Here is a 14,782-nt window from a genome sequence, read left to right on the forward strand (position 1 = left end):
TAAGAAACTCACTCAACTAACTCTTCTTGTTGAACTAATATGTAGCCAAATTCGCTCGCTTTTTTGATCAAATTTTTTACAGTTCTATCTTTATAGCGTGTTTCATAGTATTCCATTCCTTTTTCTACATATTCCTGTCCGTATTTGAGCATACTATAAAATATGCATGCCATTTTTCTTGCAGTAGCTGTTATTGCTTTTGGTGCTCCTAGTCGTTTTTTCAATCTTCTGTAGTATGCACCCAACGCACTTTTACTATTTCCTACAGAATGAGCAGCTATTCGCAAAGCATTTGCAGCACGGTTAATGACTTTACGTGTTCTTGTGTTAAACACTTTTTCCCCTGTAACTTTATTAGCAGGACTGAGTCCCAACCACGATGAAAAGTGCTTTTCTGTTGGCCATTTACTATGGTTTATACCAACTTCTGAAATTATGGTTTGTATACTTAATACATCAAATCCAGGAATTTTAGTGAAATCCATACCAGTTATTCGGTGCAGTTCCTCATACAAAGCAAAGCTTGGCTTACTTTTGCTATTTTTATTCTTTTGCTTACTTAGCTGTTTGCTTTCACAAGACTTTGTTTCAAACGTTTTATAATAGGCTTCAATATTTCTATCACATTCTGCTATTTTTTCTTGATAAATATTATATAGTTCAAATTCTTGCTTTAGCGTGAATAAGTGTTCCTCTCTATAGTCACCAGCTAACGCTTTTGCAATAGTAGACTGATCATTTTTCATTCGCACGTCCCTGAATTCTGCCAATTTTTCAGAATCTCTTTCGCCTTCAATTATAGCTTCAATGATTTTCATACCAGTTATCCCAGTAATATGACTAATAACCTTGTGTAATTGTATATTCATTTGAATTAATGCCTTCTGCATACGCAGAATATGTGTAGATGCACTTTCAGTGAGATTTTTGCGTTGCCGCACGTAACTGCGCAATACACACATCTGATTATCTGGCCTAAACGATCCATGAAGCAGTCCGTAGCTATGCAGTTGTTGGAGCCATTGGCAATCTTGAACGTCAGACTTCCTACCAGGTACATTCTTTACATGCCGTGCATTTACCAATCTTACCTCGAATTTGTATGACTCAAGTATTTGAAATAAAGGAATCCAATATACTCCTGTTGATTCCATAGCTACTGTTGTAACTTTACACTTTTTCAACCACTGTGCTAAGTTATGAAGGTCTTCAGTAAAGCAGCCAAATTTCTGAACGCGTTGTTCATCTCTTCCTTCAGGTACACACACATAGTGTACAGCTGAACCAATGTCTATTCCTGCTGCATTAGGATTCACTATTTCTAATTTACTTTTTGCTTTTTTCATGGTAACTCCTGCATATAATTTGTAATAGGGAAACGCTTCAGCTTGGAACGGTTGATAGTACAATCTCCTAACCGAGGTAGTCTAAATGACTCCATCAATGATTTGACCGTTCCTTCCAAAACCATGCTTGCATACGGGCACTTAGGCACCATTGAAAATGTCGGTCATAACTGCAAAGGCGCTCCCTGTACAACTATACTTGAAAACTACTAAAAACTTAAATTTGTGTGTTTCTTTCTGATTTGACAGATTTCGTCTGTTCGATGCTTGCATAACACTTTGTACTGTTTTAATTTTTGCCTAAAGCTTTTAATTCAGCGTGAATTTTAGGGGCTCCATATCTGCATTTAGAAGCTTGATGTATTTTTTGAATATCTGCTAGAAGCCCTTCTTTTGCTAATTCTTTACTGCTTTTTTCCTTAGCAACCCATACCACCAGTACAAAACCCTACATAGTTCCTGTGTTTTATAGCAATTTCTATATAAAAGAATACTTTACTCTTTTTCTTTGCCCAGGGCTTTTTTTAAGATGTCTCTTTCTCTTATTAGCTCTTTTTTTAGATCAAATCTTTCTTTGTCATAAGGAGCCTTTGCCTGGAAATGCGTATGCTCCAGACATTTTTCCATCATATTTTCTTACTTAACATACTGCCATCTATACCTAGATCTTTTGCTATTTTTGTACTTGCTTGACCTGTTTCTTTAACCAGCTTAACAGCTTCTAATTTGAATTCTGCTGTATATTCTCTTCTATTTGTCATATTTTGAAAAAACGTTTTATTTTACTCCAAAAACGTCTTAACTTTCTCTCTACTTTTTCTGGGTAAGGTCAATTTACCGCCGCGGCGCTAACTAGTAGCGGGATGACGGGTTACCAAATTGTAGAAGTTGCTTTAGCTATAAATTCAAGTTTTATCAATGTCTTGTGTTGTTACCCAAATAATGGTTGTGCAAGCGCTTAATTTTTTGATCAAAAAGGAACAAGTTTAGTAAAAAATAATGATATTATTAGTGGAACATAAAACAGTCCCACTGCAGTACTGATTAGAAGCAACAGAGTAGCTTTATCTGGTTGATAATTCAAAATATTAGCAAGTATTATACTGGACCCAGAAACTGGAATAATAGCCAGCAACATCAGTGCTTTATATATGCTCTCATCGTATATACCTATAACATGCTTGTCTAAAAGGACAATTCCTAAAACAAACAGTGGCCAGAATACGTACTTTGCTGTAATAGTGATCAAAGCAAGCTTCCAATCTATTTTAAAGCTTGCAATATTCGCAATGCTCACTCCAAGTAGCACCATTCCTAATGTGACAAATGTACTTCTAATATTCATCATAACATCTGTTAAAAAAGTAGGTATTTGTATATCGTATATACTTAAAAAGAAGCCCAGAACCATCGCATAAAGCGAAGGAAGTTTGAACAACTTTAATATGCATTCTTTTGCGGTATAAATACCATTTGCAGCTATGTAAAATCCTAAGCTGTTTTCAAATAGCGCCATTCCTATATAACAAACAACATATACAGATACTGAATCTTCATCAAATAAAGCCATGGCAATCGGCAGGCCAAAATAACCCATACTTGTGCTGCCCGAGCTAAATGCTAATATGTTTCTTGTGTTATCCTTAAATAAAAAAGAAGAAAGATAATACACTGATAAGGACATAGTGCTACCTATAAACCATATCAAAATCGGCAGAGAAATTACTTTTAAGTTAACTTCTGTATGAGAGACTCCATATAAAATCACTATTGGATTAGCTATATAAAAGAGTATTTGAGATATAGTGTTTCTATCAATTTTAAGACATTTTCCTGCTAAATAACCAATAAATATCGTAATATAAATAGGTAATATTTTTAAGAAAAGAGTAAAGAACATACTAGCCTATTGTGATACTTTTGACTGATAAAGTGATATTAGATCTTAAGGTATTGTAAAAGTAAACAAAATTTATTTTCCAATTTATCCAGCTCATAGTTAATTAAATTAGTGCCAAAATTTGTTTTTACATAGGACTTAAGAATGACATTTTTATGATAAAATTATGTTAAGTTTCTGTAAAGCTTCTTGCATATTTTTGAATAATGACATATTTACTAAAAATTAAACTGCTTGTAGTAATTTAGACGGACTGTTGAAAAAGTAAGAGGAAATAAGTAAAGTTAGGACAGAGAGTAAGAGCTTTAACATAGTTGTCATATTTTTCTTTAATTAACCCTAGTGTCCAATTTATCCACCATTCCTTCACATGAGGTGTTTCTAACCATTTTAATAACAGTAAAAAATGTTTTCTTTCAACGCTTTAAATGTGATATTTTTATTCATTAATTAAAAATCTCAAATGTTACTACCATTTCTGTTAATCCTGTCTCTCATTGCCAAGTTCATTGAAATTGACATTTCCGTACCTAGTTTTCCTGATATGGTGCGCTATTTTAACGTATCAGAAGGAACAATTCAATTAACTATTGCTTATAATTTTTTAGGCTTTTGCATAGGAGGGTTGTTTTTCGGTCCATTGTCTGAATGCTACGGCAGAAGGAGAATTATGATCATAGGTAACACTTTGTTATTAATCGGCGCTGTTGGTTATGTTTTTGCACCGTCGATTTTTTGGCTTTTAATCTCTCGCTTTGTTCAGGGCATTGGTGTCAGCACATCTGTAGTTGTGTTTGCAATCGTTGCAGACAGCTATAAAGGTGACGAAGCGGTGAAATTTATTGGAATCATGAATTCTGTTCTAACAGTTGTCATGGCAATTGCGCCAGTGTTAGGCAGTTTCATCAATGAAATTGTAGGATGGCGTGGTAATTATGCAACTGTTGCAATACTTTGTTTGATCTCTTGGGTTTTGCTGCTTTTAGCGTTACCAGAAACAAAAAAGGACCGCGATATTTTCAGTTTGAAAAAAACGATGAAAGATTACAGAAAACTACTATCTAATCCGAGGTTTGTTACGTTGTCTTTGATGTCAAGCCTCTTTTCTGCCGCTTATATGTCATTCATTACTTGTGGACCTTTTCTGTATATGAAGACTTTTGGTTTATCTAGCACTATTTATGCACTACATCAAGGTGCAATAGTTGGGTGCTTCTCACTCATTAGTCTATTTGCTGGCAAAATCTTGCAGAAACTTGGAGAAATATGGTGTGTAATTTCTGGCACGAGCGTGGGTGCTATTGGGTCTCTATTGCTTGTAATATTCAGTATAATTGTACCCCACTCTTTCTACTTAGTAACACTGTCTATGATTATTTTTTCTATCGGTTGTGCAATTTGCCAGGCAGTGATTTTTAATGCATCAATAAATGTTTTCCCTGAAATTAAAGGTACGGTTTCTTCTGCAGTCTCGTTCATTAGAGCTTTTATCATGGCTATTTTTATCGGCTTAACAAGCTACGTTTACAATGGTCAAACAATTAGTGTAGCTGTTCTTGTTCTATCCGCGATAGTACTAGAACTTGTTTTTACTGCCTGTTTATTGTTTTTAAAAGATCCGGTATAATTAATGATCTTTTTACAGATGTGAGCGATTAACTTTCCCCGGCCAATCTTTCTGCTTCATTGCGTGAAATTAATGCCTCAATAAATTCATCTAGTTCACCTTCTTTTATAATCTGCTCTAGCCGATGTGAAGTTAGATTAATTCTGTGGTCTGTTATTCTTGATTGTGGAAAATTATATGTTCTTATGCGCTCGGAACGATCACCAGAGCCAATCTGACTTTTCCTCATTGTTGACCTTTCCATTTCTTTTTTTTGTCTTTCAATTTCGTATAGCCTTGCCCTCAATACTTTGAGCGCTTTAGCTTTATTTTTGTGCTGCGATTTTTCATCTTGCTGTATCACAACTATCCCTGTTGGCAAGTGGGTGACCCTTACTGCGCTGTCAGTTGTATTCACTGATTGCCCTCCAGGACCACTGGATCTATAAACATCTATTCGTAAGTCTTTTTCTTCTATTTTAAAGTCAACTTCTTCTACTTCAGGTAATATCGCAACAGTAGCGGCAGAGGTATGCAACCTTCCTGAGGATTCAGTTTCTGGCACTCTCTGTACTCTGTGCACCCCTGATTCAAATTTCAACCTTGCAAAAACTTCTGTTCCATTAATGAGTGCAGAAGCTTCCTTATAGCCACCTATACCTGTATTAGAAATGCTTATTGGCTCGAACTTCCAATTTCTTCTTTCTGCATATTTTTGATACATACGAAATAACATTGCTGCAAATAATGCTGCTTCTTCTCCGCCTGTACCTGCTCTAATTTCTAATATTGCATTTCTTGAGTCATCTTCATCTTTGGGCAATAATGCTAACTTTAATTTTGCTTTTATTTTTGGTAATAATACCTTGTGCTTTTCGAAAAATTCTTCTTTTGCTAACTCTTTTATATCACCTTCGCTGTTTTCATCTTTCATTATTTCTTCTAAGTCTGAAATTTCCTCTTTCAGCGTGTTATATTCATCAATTATCTTGATTATTGGCCTGAGCTCAGAGTATTCCTTTGAAAGGGTAATGAATTCTTTTTGACTTAAATTGGTAGGATTTTCCAAATTCCTCTCTATATCATTAAATTTTTTCTTTAAGTCTTGTAAATTATTTTCCATATCCATATAGCACAGATCTAGCTAAGTAATATATACTGAAATAAAAAATTTCTTATATCAAGCAATAACACTATAATATACCTACTACCTTCTAGTTGAATATAATGGCAAAACAGATAACATCAAACTGCAATTTCATATTTGGAGCTTCGGACATAAAATCATTACCAAATGAGTCGGCTCCAGAGATTGCGTTTGCTGGTAGATCAAATGTAGGAAAATCCAGTCTGATCAACTTACTGATAAACAGCAAAAAAGCTGCCAGAGTTTCCTCTAAACCTGGATGCACTAGACAAATAAATTTTTACTCTATGTACGATGATAAGTTCAGACTTGTTGATCTACCAGGGTATGGCTACTCTCATGCAGGCAAGGAGGAAATTATACAATATTTAAACTTAATTGAGTATTATCTAATTCAAAGAGAAAATCTAAGAAGAGTGTTTGTGTTGATAGATAGCAAGGTAGGATTAAAAGAAATAGACAAAGACTTCATTTATTGGTTAATATATAATAACATTAACTTTAACATTGTGCTAACAAAAATAGATAAAGTAAGTCAAAAAAGCTTAGGTGCTGTTATAGAAGATATTCAAAAATGGATTAATAATGAGAATGTGTCAATTCATCAAATGAGCATCCGTGTTAAGCATAAAATAACCAAGGTAAGAGATGAGTTTTTCAAGTTTACAAGATAAAAAAATGAAGAGTAGTGAATTTTTAAAGGGTGAGGTATCATTTGAACAAAAAGCAGAAATATTACTTGAAGTGCTATCTAACATACCTAGCTTTGTAGGCGAGACTTTTGTCATTAAATGCGGTGGTACAATAATCTTAGATGAAACACTATTTAATACTTTTGTGCATAATGTTGTCTTGTTGAAGCAGCTTGGTATAAATCCGGTAATAATTCATGACGGAGAATATGAAATTAACTCAGTGTTAAAAATGCTGGATATGAACAGTAAGTTTGTGAATGGTATCAGACTTACAGACAAAGACACTATGAAAATCATTGAAATGGCACTGTGTGGTTCAGTTAATAAAAAAATTGTTCAGTATATAAATTCTGCTGGTGGTTCAGCTATTGGATTATGTGGAAAAGATGGTAACTTAATTAAAGCCGAAAAAATAACCGCTACGCTTAGAGAAGATAGATCAAATAATATCGAAAAGATATTAGACATGGGGTTCATCGGTAGACCCACTGAAATCAATCCTGATATATTATTTTTTATTGAAGAATCAGATTTTATACCAGTTATTGCACCAATTGGTCATGGAAAAGATGGGGAAACATATCATATTGATGCCGATAGCACTGCAAGCGCAATCGCAATCGCAGTTTCTGCATCTAAAATGATAATCTTGAGTGACACAGATGAAGAAATAGATAAAATTGGTGGCAGGAAGATATCTGTTAAAAATTTAAATGCATCGATTGATTGTGGGAAAATTAAAGGGGAAAAATTTATTGAAAGGCTTATGGCATACGTTAAAATGGCGGAGGAATGTGCTGGAGTTGTTCACATAGTTGATGGTAGAATACCTAACATTATGCTTGATTTATTTACTGAGAGTAATTCAAGCATATCGATTGTGAGTGATTTATAACTATACTGCTTGCAACTACACGAATACCAAGAGGGTGTCATTCAAGTAGCTGACACTGGAATGACAACAATCTACGTCATACCGCGATTCATTCGCGGTATCTCTAGATCCCGCTAACAAGTAGCGGGATGACGGTTGTCAGGGTGTCATCCCAGCGCCCTTATGATGTCATCCCAGTGCCCAGACACTGGGATCCAGAAGACTTAATTTCAACCAAGTGGCTGCATAATAAGGACTAGATTCCAGACTGGAATGACATCATAGAGGCACTGGGATGACAAAAAAAGGAGCACTGAACTTGTCAAGGAATTTTATGGCCTAGCGTCACGCGCTGGAATGACATCATTTACATTTATCACTTTTGCAGATACAATTTACATGCTATAATTGAGTCTTCATAGATGGTAAATTGGAGTGCAAAGAAGTAAAATTAAAGTAGAAATAAAAAGATTATCACACGGAGAAGACTTGTCTCTTCCATGTTATGCAACTACGCAGAGTGCTGGCATGGATCTTTATGCTGCATTGAATGATTCTGCTGTTTTAAATCCACTTGAAAGATTACTTGTTCCAACTGGAATTGTGATTGCAATACCAAACGGTTTTGAGGGGCAAATCCGCCCACGTTCTGGTCTTGCTGCAAAACATGGAATCACTGTCTTAAATTCTCCGGGCACTATAGACTCTGATTATCGAGGTGAAGTTAAAATTTGTCTAATTAATCTAAGTAATCAGCCATACGAAATAAAAAGAGGAGATAGAATCGCACAAATCCTTATTTCTCCTGTATCTCAGGTAATTTGGGATGACAGAGAAGAATTCTGCGCAGAAGAAACCGGTCGCAATGCAGGGGGCTTTGGCTCAAGCGGCAGGTAGCTTACGAAAAAGCTTGACTATGACAGTTTTTTTATTTAAGCATATTAATATTTGAGGTCGTTTATGCTAACTTTCAAAAATCACTGTGGTCAATTCCACAAAACAAATACTGCACTTGTTGCACTTACTTCTTTGTATGTCATAGGCGCAGCAGTAGCACTTTCAGCACCATATTGGGTGTCTTCAACTTGCACGCTTGCTCCACTTGCAGCTTTTGCAGCTACACCACTTGGAATCGGTATATTAGCAATTGTTGCTGTTGCACTGGTTAGTTCAGCAATGTACGCTATCAGCAAAAACAATGAAATATCTGAGTTGAGAGCTCCGAAGATTGTTGTTAATAACGATAGAAAAAACGGTAAAGAAACAGCATTGCTAGTAACAAAAGACACATTTAAGGAAATGGCAAGGAATAACCAAGTTAAAGATGAAGAAGGTAAGGTAGAAAAGGGTAAACATTATATAGCCTTCAGCTTAGAAGGCAAGAACTACCGTATTATTGTTGATATTAATCAGCTTACCAATACGCTAGGCAATACTTTACTCTTCGAGATAGGTTCACTAAAAGAGAAAAACGATGAAGGTAAGTTCGAGGCAGTAAATGAAACAAAGTGGAATAAAACATTAGGTTTAGACAAAGATGGTGCTAAAGGGGTTAACACTTATTTAGGCTCACTTATTGTTGAACAAGTTGCTTCTCAACAACAGACAGTATAGCCAAGTGAAATAAAAGAGGTAGATTAAGTCTGCCTCTTTGTTTTTTTTGATTTTTAGTGTTACGCGCATAACTGCATGGATGTTGCGATTCTCAAGGCAACGTATCTGTTTAGATGCATGGCTAATGCTGAAACAAAAATTCCAGTGTTCCCTTTCTTGTCATCCCAGTGCTTGACACATAACTGTACAAACATTCATTTTTGAAGGTAAATTGCACAACAGATAATGTCATTCCAGTGCTCCCTTTCTTGTCATCCAAGTAGCTGACACTGGGATGGCTTTGTTGCATCACACTTTATGAGATGGTGATTTATGGTAAATTCATGTAACTATCTCAAATTTAGCCATACCAATATCAGTGAATTTATTAAGCAAATAGCATTTGATTAGCAGTTCTTTTTCTCGATTTATCTCAGATTTATTCCTAAAACTAAATCCGAATATTTGCTTTAATCTTGAGAAAAACCCTTCAATATAAGATCTTTTCCCATAATTTACTTCTTTTTTCCATTCTTTCATGCCATCTTCACCGTATAATTTTATTAACCTAATAGCAGCATTCCTGTCAGACATATAATCTATTTCTGGATGTTCTGCCGCATTGTTTATTGGTGGAATTTTTGTCTTTATATCATATTCGTTACACAACTTATAAAACTTGTGCCTATCACATGCCCTATCTGCATATAGTACTTTTATGACATACTGAAAATCGACTTCTTTTAGCAAATCACAAGCTCCATAGTGATCAGAGTAGACACCGTTACTGTATTTTACAGCTATGGCTTTTTTGCTGTTTGTATTCAACATTACATGCAATTTTCTTGTCTGTTCATAGCTGCGATACTTTCTATCTTCGCTATTTTCTTTGCTATGACCAGGAGTGTTGTTGTATATACTAATTCCTGTACTGTCTATAGCAATTTCGATATCTTCCATATTATTTTCTGCAATCATTGATCTTAATATTGAGTTTCTTAAACCTTCTTGATGATTGTGAATAGCTGATAACTTGCAAATTTTTCCCAATTTGCTCAAGGTATCCTGCTATAAACCCAACTGTTTGCCTCAGGCCTATTCTAAATAAACAAGTTATTATGTGCACCAAAATTACAACTTTATCGCTATAAATATTGTTGCCACCTGGTATTTTTGGACCATTCTCGTACCACTTTTCTATGGCTTCGTTGATATAATGAAAAATATTTCCTCTTTTTTCTAGAAATTTGTTATATTCGCTATGGTTACTGACCCTCATTTTTTGTGGCATATTTTTTCTTTCAAGGTTAAATGGCTATTTTATAATGAATTTTGTCAGTAGCCACCAGATTTTTTCAGTTGCTATGCAACAAAGCCATTCCAGTGTCAAGCACTGGGATCTGGTAGACAATGTTCATACAGCAGCTACTCGGATGACACCTTGTGCTTGCTGGCTATAATTGCTAAGGATTTTTATTTAATTTAACTGCATCTTTTGCCTTATCCAATAACCCATTAATAAAACCAATTTCGCTTGGTTTATCAAGTAAATCAGATGCAATGTTAGTATATTCATTAATGACAACTGGAACTGGCGTATCACAATTAGCTAACTCACATATTGCAACACGCAAAATAGATAAGCTTATAAGATTTAACCGTGAAAGGGACCAACTTGGGTGTAAATAAGACTCTATTATTTTATCATATTCTTCACTGCTTTTTATAACCTTATATAACAAGTTTTCTAAGAACTGATGTTCAAATTCTTCACATTCAAATATATCTTTCAACTTATTTATGTAGTCCTTAAGCTCACAATTTTCCAGTTTAAAAGTGCTTTTGTTGTAACCTACGAAAATATTTGAATAAGCAATTTGTACAGCAAGAAATCTTGCCGTGCTTCTTTTTATGCGCCACTTTTTATCTACTGGTTTTTCCTCCATTATTTTAATTTATTGTGTAAATCTATCATACGCAAAACAGTTGAGGCTGCATGGCCACCAACGTTCTTTTTGTTTTTATCAGCTCTAACTAGTGCTTTATCTTTGCTGTCAGCGGTAATTACACCCATACCAAGGGGTATTGCATAATGCATAACAACCTCATTTAAGCCTTCAATTACTCCTTTACAAACATATTGATAATGATCGGTTTCACCGCGAATTACGCACCCAAGAGCTAAATAACCATCATAATTAGTATGCCCACTCTTGACTGCAAAAAGAATTGTAGCTGGTATCTCAAATGTACCAGGAACCTCAACTACATCGTAACTGGCATTACTGCCTTTTAATTTATCAATTGCACCTTCAAGCAAAAGGTTCGCTATTTCAGTATAATAAATCGAATTAACTATTAGTATTCTCGACATTTACTACCACTTTTTTTGTTAAAAACAACTTTATTAATGACTGTTGAATTAGAGTTATAATATTACTAAATATCCAATATATTACCAGGCCGGCAGGAAAAGAAGAAAAAATAAAGACAGAAATGTAAGGTAAAAACTTCATAACATTTACTTGAATATCATCTTTACTGGTTTGATCTTTCTCACTTAGCTTCTGCTGAATTATCATGGTGGCACCGAAAATTATAGGTAAAATGCCTATAGAAATAGGAAAGTTATAATTAAACAACCCAAATAATGTAAAGATGTTCGTTGGGTCAGGAGCTGAAAGATCCTTAATCCATAAAAAAAAAGGAGCATGCCTCATCTCTATAGTAACAAATAATACTTTATATAGAGCAAAAAATACCGGTATTTGTATTAGCATGGGAAAAATGCTCGACATTGGATTTACGTTGTTTCTCTTAAACAATGCAATTGTCTCTTTATGCTGCTTTAAGCTGTCATTTTTATACAACTCTTTTATACGAGTTAATTCAGGCTGCAGGCTTTTTACCTTAAACATCGAAATATATGATCTATTAAATAAGGAAAGCATCAAAAGTTTGATTACTAAAGTCAGCAATAATATTGCTAAGCCAAAATTTTTTAAAACGAAGTTAAAATATTCAAGCAGTAAAAACACTGGTTTAGTTATAAAGTAAAGAACACCAAAATCTACAGCTTTATCAAACAGGGGTATATTGAGAGTGTCCTTATAAGAATCCAGTAAATTCAACTTTTTTGCTCCAGCAAAAAAATAATTCACATTAGAAACGCTTGCACCAGGAAGTATGCTCTTGTAAGGTTTGACAAAATCTACTTGGAATTTATCAGTATTATTAACGTTTGTGTGTTTAATGCTTACATTTATTTTATCAGATTTTTCAGGTATGATGGCTGTGAGCCAGTATTTATCAGCAAAACCAAACCAATTTTTTTCACTCGTGCTTGCTTTTATTAAATGTTTTTTGGAAATATCCTTATATGTCCACTCCTCTAGTTTATTATCAAATGCACCCAGTACTCCTTCATGGGATATCCAATAAGATTCGTTGATATTGTCACGTTTACGGTTAATTTTACCATAAGGAACCAAAACTACATTATCCTTTGTATTATTTTCAACAACTTGCTCAACTTTAAACATGTAATTATCGTCGAGGTTAATTTTCATTCTAAATAAAATGCCATTCTCATTGTCCCAAGATAAATTGACCTCTTTTTGATTAAGTTTATCTGCTCGCCAGACTGCTTTAGAATCTGGAACTTTAATCTTGTTACTCGGATCGAGCCACCCAAATTCTGCAAAATATACATCTTTTGATTCTGCAGGTGACAGTAACACCACTTGTGGAGAAGAAGAACTCGGTTCTAAGTGGTAATTAGTTAAAATTAAGTCATCAAACCTTGCACCTTTCAGAGAAATTGATCCTTTAATCATGTTATTGGTTAAACTAACCCTCTGTTCTCGAGTAGAATTAATAATTTCAGAACGATTTTGGTATATTATAGGAGCAAGGTCGTTAAAAGATTCGATATGTTCAATATTTTCAATCAATGGCTGGTTTTGGTTTGTACTAAAAAAATTATCATAAATAATACGCCAAGACACCATGATTAACATGGAAAGGATAGCTGCCAAAATTAAACTTTTTGCTTCTGACATGAAATTAAATCAAACATATCTTCTTAAAGTGTATACTAAATATTGTACTAAAACAATGAAATTTACTTATTTTTAATAATAACTTTTAACGCTGATCTTTAAAATTTATTTTAATAGCTTCAAATTTTAACAATATGAACGCGGTGAAAAATCTAGTTATTTGGTTGCTAATAATAGCCACTACTGCAATGCTTATTGATTCACAAAGGGACAAACTAAGCGACAGATTTCTCAGTACTTTTTTACCATATAAAGGAAGAATTCAAAATAGCGGTCAGAATAGTGGAAGTATTGAATTTACGAAGTCATATGATGGACACTTTTATATTCAGGCTCAAGTCAATGATCGCAATATAACGTTTTTGCTTGATACTGGAGCAACCGATATTGTTCTATCACAAAAAGACGCATTACATGTTGGTATTAACTTACAAAATGTTCAGGATTTTAAAATATATGAAACTGCGAAAGGTCAAATAAAAGCTGGAGTGGTTCAAATACCTCAAGTTAAAATAGGAAATTTTTTGATTAATGATGTACAGGCAAGCGTTAACACTCATTCTATGTCTCATTCACTACTTGGAATGAGCTTTTTAAGGTATTTTCATTTCACTATAAGAGATAATAAGTTGATATTATACCGCGACTAAACACTTCTACAATCTACTTATCAAAGCTCTGTAGGTCAATATAGGAGCAGAAATAAATATTGCAGAACAAGTGCCAATCAAAATACCAAAAAAAATGATCAAGCTGAAGTCTCTCACTGCATCTGTGCAGATTAATACCAAAGGAAGAGCAGCAAGAAGGGTTGTACCAGAAGTTAATATAGTGCGAAATAATGTAGCGTTGATACTTGCATCTACTACCTCACTCATCCGCCCACTTTTACCACTCCTGCGATACTCTCGAATCCGATCATATATAATTACTGAGTTATTGATTGAATAACCAATGACAGTAAGGAGAGCTGCAACTGATGAAATATTAAACTCAATGCCATTTAGGCTAATAAAACCAACAGTTAAAATCACGTCATGAATCAGTGCTGTTATTCCACTGAATCCACATTGCCAATTAAATCTAAACCAAACGTAAAAAAATATTCCAACAATCGCGATCAACATGGATAACATTCCTTCAAATATTTGTGTTGAGCTTATTTGTGGGCCAACATAGTCTATTTTACGATAGCTTATTGAGCTCCCCAGCTTTTCTTCTAGTATGCTTTTTATCTTTTTGATTTTATCTTCATCTCCTTCATCTTTAAAACGCATGACTAAATTATCACCCGCTTTTGAACTCTGCACTGTAAAACCATTTTCTTTTAATGCATCGAGAATAGAGTGATTCTCATCTGAAGATTTTATCTCTATCAAAATTCCGCCTGCAAAGTCTATGCCTAAGTTCACTCCACGCAGCACAACAGTGAATATTGAAAAGATGATAAGAATAATGCTAATTAATGCAGTCAAATCCCTATATTTACTAAACTTGATATCGAGGTTGTCTGGAATGAGTCTAAGTGCCATGCTATTTACTTAAACTTGAATTTTATAT

At 34.3% G+C, this 14,782-nt stretch carries 19 protein-coding genes; 6 read left to right on the plus strand and 13 right to left on the minus strand.

The window, feature by feature from the left end:
- Positions 1-8: 8 nt before the first annotated feature.
- The 5 genes from ABWU73_RS05635 to ABWU73_RS05655 all read right to left on the minus strand — a co-directional run bounded on the left by ABWU73_RS05635 (position 9) and on the right by ABWU73_RS05655 (position 3,246).
- On the minus strand, positions 9-1,346 hold the full coding sequence (locus ABWU73_RS05635; RefSeq protein WP_264704179.1) for an IS110 family transposase: 1,338 nt from the start codon (positions 1,344-1,346) through the stop codon (positions 9-11).
- 289 nt (positions 1,347-1,635) lie between these two features.
- Positions 1,636-1,782, minus strand: coding sequence for an IS3 family transposase (locus ABWU73_RS05640; protein WP_080717648.1), 147 nt, complete (start codon positions 1,780-1,782; stop codon positions 1,636-1,638).
- A 59-nt stretch (positions 1,783-1,841) separates the two neighbouring features.
- Positions 1,842-1,976 (minus strand): hypothetical protein, encoded by a 135-nt coding sequence (locus ABWU73_RS05645; protein ID WP_007548509.1) that lies wholly within the window; start codon positions 1,974-1,976, stop codon positions 1,842-1,844.
- Complete coding sequence (locus ABWU73_RS05650; RefSeq protein WP_007548354.1) at positions 1,973-2,107, minus strand: IS3 family transposase; 135 nt, start codon at positions 2,105-2,107, stop codon at positions 1,973-1,975. The genes ABWU73_RS05645 and ABWU73_RS05650 overlap by 4 nt, the downstream gene beginning before the upstream one ends.
- A 209-nt stretch (positions 2,108-2,316) precedes the next feature.
- On the minus strand, positions 2,317-3,246 hold the full coding sequence (locus ABWU73_RS05655; RefSeq protein WP_141456821.1) for an AEC family transporter: 930 nt from the start codon (positions 3,244-3,246) through the stop codon (positions 2,317-2,319).
- A 544-nt stretch (positions 3,247-3,790) separates the two neighbouring features.
- On the opposite strand from ABWU73_RS05655, the gene ABWU73_RS05660 reads away from it, so the two are divergent.
- Positions 3,791-4,873, plus strand: coding sequence for a multidrug effflux MFS transporter (locus tag ABWU73_RS05660; protein WP_353285475.1), 1,083 nt, complete (start codon positions 3,791-3,793; stop codon positions 4,871-4,873).
- A 28-nt stretch (positions 4,874-4,901) separates the two neighbouring features.
- Here ABWU73_RS05660 and prfA read toward each other — a convergent pair whose 3' ends face one another.
- Positions 4,902-5,981: a peptide chain release factor 1 gene (gene prfA, locus ABWU73_RS05665; RefSeq protein ID WP_007548640.1), complete on the minus strand. Its 1,080-nt coding sequence runs from the start codon at positions 5,979-5,981 to the stop codon at positions 4,902-4,904.
- 98 nt (positions 5,982-6,079) lie between these two features.
- Here prfA and yihA point away from each other — a divergent pair, with 98 nt between their 5' ends.
- From yihA to ABWU73_RS05685, 4 genes are all read left to right on the plus strand, one after another.
- The gene (gene yihA, locus ABWU73_RS05670; RefSeq protein WP_010962460.1) at positions 6,080-6,673 is read left to right on the plus strand and encodes a ribosome biogenesis GTP-binding protein YihA/YsxC; all 594 of its coding nucleotides are present in this window, start codon (positions 6,080-6,082) and stop codon (positions 6,671-6,673) included.
- A 4-nt stretch (positions 6,674-6,677) separates the two neighbouring features.
- Positions 6,678-7,589 carry an acetylglutamate kinase gene (argB, locus tag ABWU73_RS05675; protein WP_209473400.1) on the plus strand — a complete coding sequence of 304 codons (912 nt, stop codon included), beginning with the start codon at positions 6,678-6,680 and terminating at the stop codon, positions 7,587-7,589.
- Between the two features lie 414 nt (positions 7,590-8,003).
- Positions 8,004-8,465, plus strand: a complete 462-nt coding sequence (dut, locus tag ABWU73_RS05680) for a dUTP diphosphatase (RefSeq protein ID WP_006279458.1) — start codon at positions 8,004-8,006, stop codon at positions 8,463-8,465.
- Positions 8,466-8,528: 63 nt separating this feature from the next.
- Positions 8,529-9,182, plus strand: coding sequence for a hypothetical protein (locus ABWU73_RS05685; RefSeq protein ID WP_182282568.1), 654 nt, complete (start codon positions 8,529-8,531; stop codon positions 9,180-9,182).
- A 121-nt stretch (positions 9,183-9,303) separates the two neighbouring features.
- Here the strand turns inward: ABWU73_RS05685 and ABWU73_RS05690 are convergent, their stop codons facing one another.
- The 6 genes from ABWU73_RS05690 to yidC all read right to left on the minus strand — a co-directional run bounded on the left by ABWU73_RS05690 (position 9,304) and on the right by yidC (position 13,222).
- Positions 9,304-9,474 carry a hypothetical protein gene (locus ABWU73_RS05690; RefSeq protein WP_010962456.1) on the minus strand — a complete coding sequence of 57 codons (171 nt, stop codon included), beginning with the start codon at positions 9,472-9,474 and terminating at the stop codon, positions 9,304-9,306.
- A 29-nt stretch (positions 9,475-9,503) separates the two neighbouring features.
- Positions 9,504-10,121, minus strand: coding sequence for a transposase (locus ABWU73_RS05695; protein WP_265017868.1), 618 nt, complete (start codon positions 10,119-10,121; stop codon positions 9,504-9,506).
- A gap of 1 nt (position 10,122) precedes the next feature.
- The gene (locus tag ABWU73_RS05700; protein ID WP_007548762.1) at positions 10,123-10,452 is read right to left on the minus strand and encodes a transposase; all 330 of its coding nucleotides are present in this window, start codon (positions 10,450-10,452) and stop codon (positions 10,123-10,125) included.
- Between the two features lie 172 nt (positions 10,453-10,624).
- On the minus strand, positions 10,625-11,107 hold the full coding sequence (nusB, locus tag ABWU73_RS05705) for a transcription antitermination factor NusB (RefSeq protein WP_007549265.1): 483 nt from the start codon (positions 11,105-11,107) through the stop codon (positions 10,625-10,627).
- The gene (locus tag ABWU73_RS05710; RefSeq protein WP_006279647.1) at positions 11,107-11,535 is read right to left on the minus strand and encodes a 6,7-dimethyl-8-ribityllumazine synthase; all 429 of its coding nucleotides are present in this window, start codon (positions 11,533-11,535) and stop codon (positions 11,107-11,109) included. Before ABWU73_RS05710 ends, nusB begins: the two co-directional genes overlap by 1 nt.
- Complete coding sequence (yidC, locus tag ABWU73_RS05715; RefSeq protein WP_095742636.1) at positions 11,513-13,222, minus strand: membrane protein insertase YidC; 1,710 nt, start codon at positions 13,220-13,222, stop codon at positions 11,513-11,515. The genes ABWU73_RS05710 and yidC overlap by 23 nt, the downstream gene beginning before the upstream one ends.
- A gap of 134 nt (positions 13,223-13,356) precedes the next feature.
- Between yidC and ABWU73_RS05720 the strand changes: the two genes are divergently transcribed.
- Complete coding sequence (locus tag ABWU73_RS05720) at positions 13,357-13,872, plus strand: TIGR02281 family clan AA aspartic protease (RefSeq protein ID WP_006279648.1); 516 nt, start codon at positions 13,357-13,359, stop codon at positions 13,870-13,872.
- Positions 13,873-13,878: 6 nt separating this feature from the next.
- Here ABWU73_RS05720 and secF read toward each other — a convergent pair whose 3' ends face one another.
- On the minus strand, positions 13,879-14,754 hold the full coding sequence (secF, locus tag ABWU73_RS05725; protein WP_264329804.1) for a protein translocase subunit SecF: 876 nt from the start codon (positions 14,752-14,754) through the stop codon (positions 13,879-13,881).
- Between the last annotated feature and the right edge of the window lie 28 nt (positions 14,755-14,782).

The sequence above is a fragment of the Wolbachia endosymbiont (group A) of Andrena helvola genome, assembly GCF_964028415.1.
Taxonomy (GTDB): domain Bacteria; phylum Pseudomonadota; class Alphaproteobacteria; order Rickettsiales; family Anaplasmataceae; genus Wolbachia; species Wolbachia pipientis.

What these genes read in the sequence shown, in the direction of transcription:
- ABWU73_RS05635 (WP_264704179.1), bottom strand. Translation starts at nt 1,346, where the DNA reads ATGAAAAAAGCAAAAAGTAAATTAGAAATAGTGAATCCTAATGCAGCA.
- ABWU73_RS05645 (WP_007548509.1), bottom strand. Translation starts at nt 1,976, where the DNA reads ATGATGGAAAAATGTCTGGAGCATACGCATTTCCAGGCAAAGGCTCCT.
- ABWU73_RS05650 (WP_007548354.1), bottom strand. Translation starts at nt 2,107, where the DNA reads ATGACAAATAGAAGAGAATATACAGCAGAATTCAAATTAGAAGCTGTT.
- ABWU73_RS05655 (WP_141456821.1), bottom strand. Translation starts at nt 3,246, where the DNA reads ATGTTCTTTACTCTTTTCTTAAAAATATTACCTATTTATATTACGATA.
- ABWU73_RS05660 (WP_353285475.1), top strand. Translation starts at nt 3,791, where the DNA reads ATGGTGCGCTATTTTAACGTATCAGAAGGAACAATTCAATTAACTATT.
- prfA (WP_007548640.1), bottom strand. Translation starts at nt 5,981, where the DNA reads ATGGATATGGAAAATAATTTACAAGACTTAAAGAAAAAATTTAATGAT.
- yihA (WP_010962460.1), top strand. Translation starts at nt 6,080, where the DNA reads ATGGCAAAACAGATAACATCAAACTGCAATTTCATATTTGGAGCTTCG.
- argB (WP_209473400.1), top strand. Translation starts at nt 6,678, where the DNA reads ATGAAGAGTAGTGAATTTTTAAAGGGTGAGGTATCATTTGAACAAAAA.
- ABWU73_RS05685 (WP_182282568.1), top strand. Translation starts at nt 8,529, where the DNA reads ATGCTAACTTTCAAAAATCACTGTGGTCAATTCCACAAAACAAATACT.
- ABWU73_RS05695 (WP_265017868.1), bottom strand. Translation starts at nt 10,121, where the DNA reads ATGGAAGATATCGAAATTGCTATAGACAGTACAGGAATTAGTATATAC.
- ABWU73_RS05700 (WP_007548762.1), bottom strand. Translation starts at nt 10,452, where the DNA reads ATGCCACAAAAAATGAGGGTCAGTAACCATAGCGAATATAACAAATTT.
- nusB (WP_007549265.1), bottom strand. Translation starts at nt 11,107, where the DNA reads ATGGAGGAAAAACCAGTAGATAAAAAGTGGCGCATAAAAAGAAGCACG.
- ABWU73_RS05710 (WP_006279647.1), bottom strand. Translation starts at nt 11,535, where the DNA reads ATGTCGAGAATACTAATAGTTAATTCGATTTATTATACTGAAATAGCG.
- yidC (WP_095742636.1), bottom strand. Translation starts at nt 13,222, where the DNA reads ATGTCAGAAGCAAAAAGTTTAATTTTGGCAGCTATCCTTTCCATGTTA.
- ABWU73_RS05720 (WP_006279648.1), top strand. Translation starts at nt 13,357, where the DNA reads ATGAACGCGGTGAAAAATCTAGTTATTTGGTTGCTAATAATAGCCACT.
- secF (WP_264329804.1), bottom strand. Translation starts at nt 14,754, where the DNA reads ATGGCACTTAGACTCATTCCAGACAACCTCGATATCAAGTTTAGTAAA.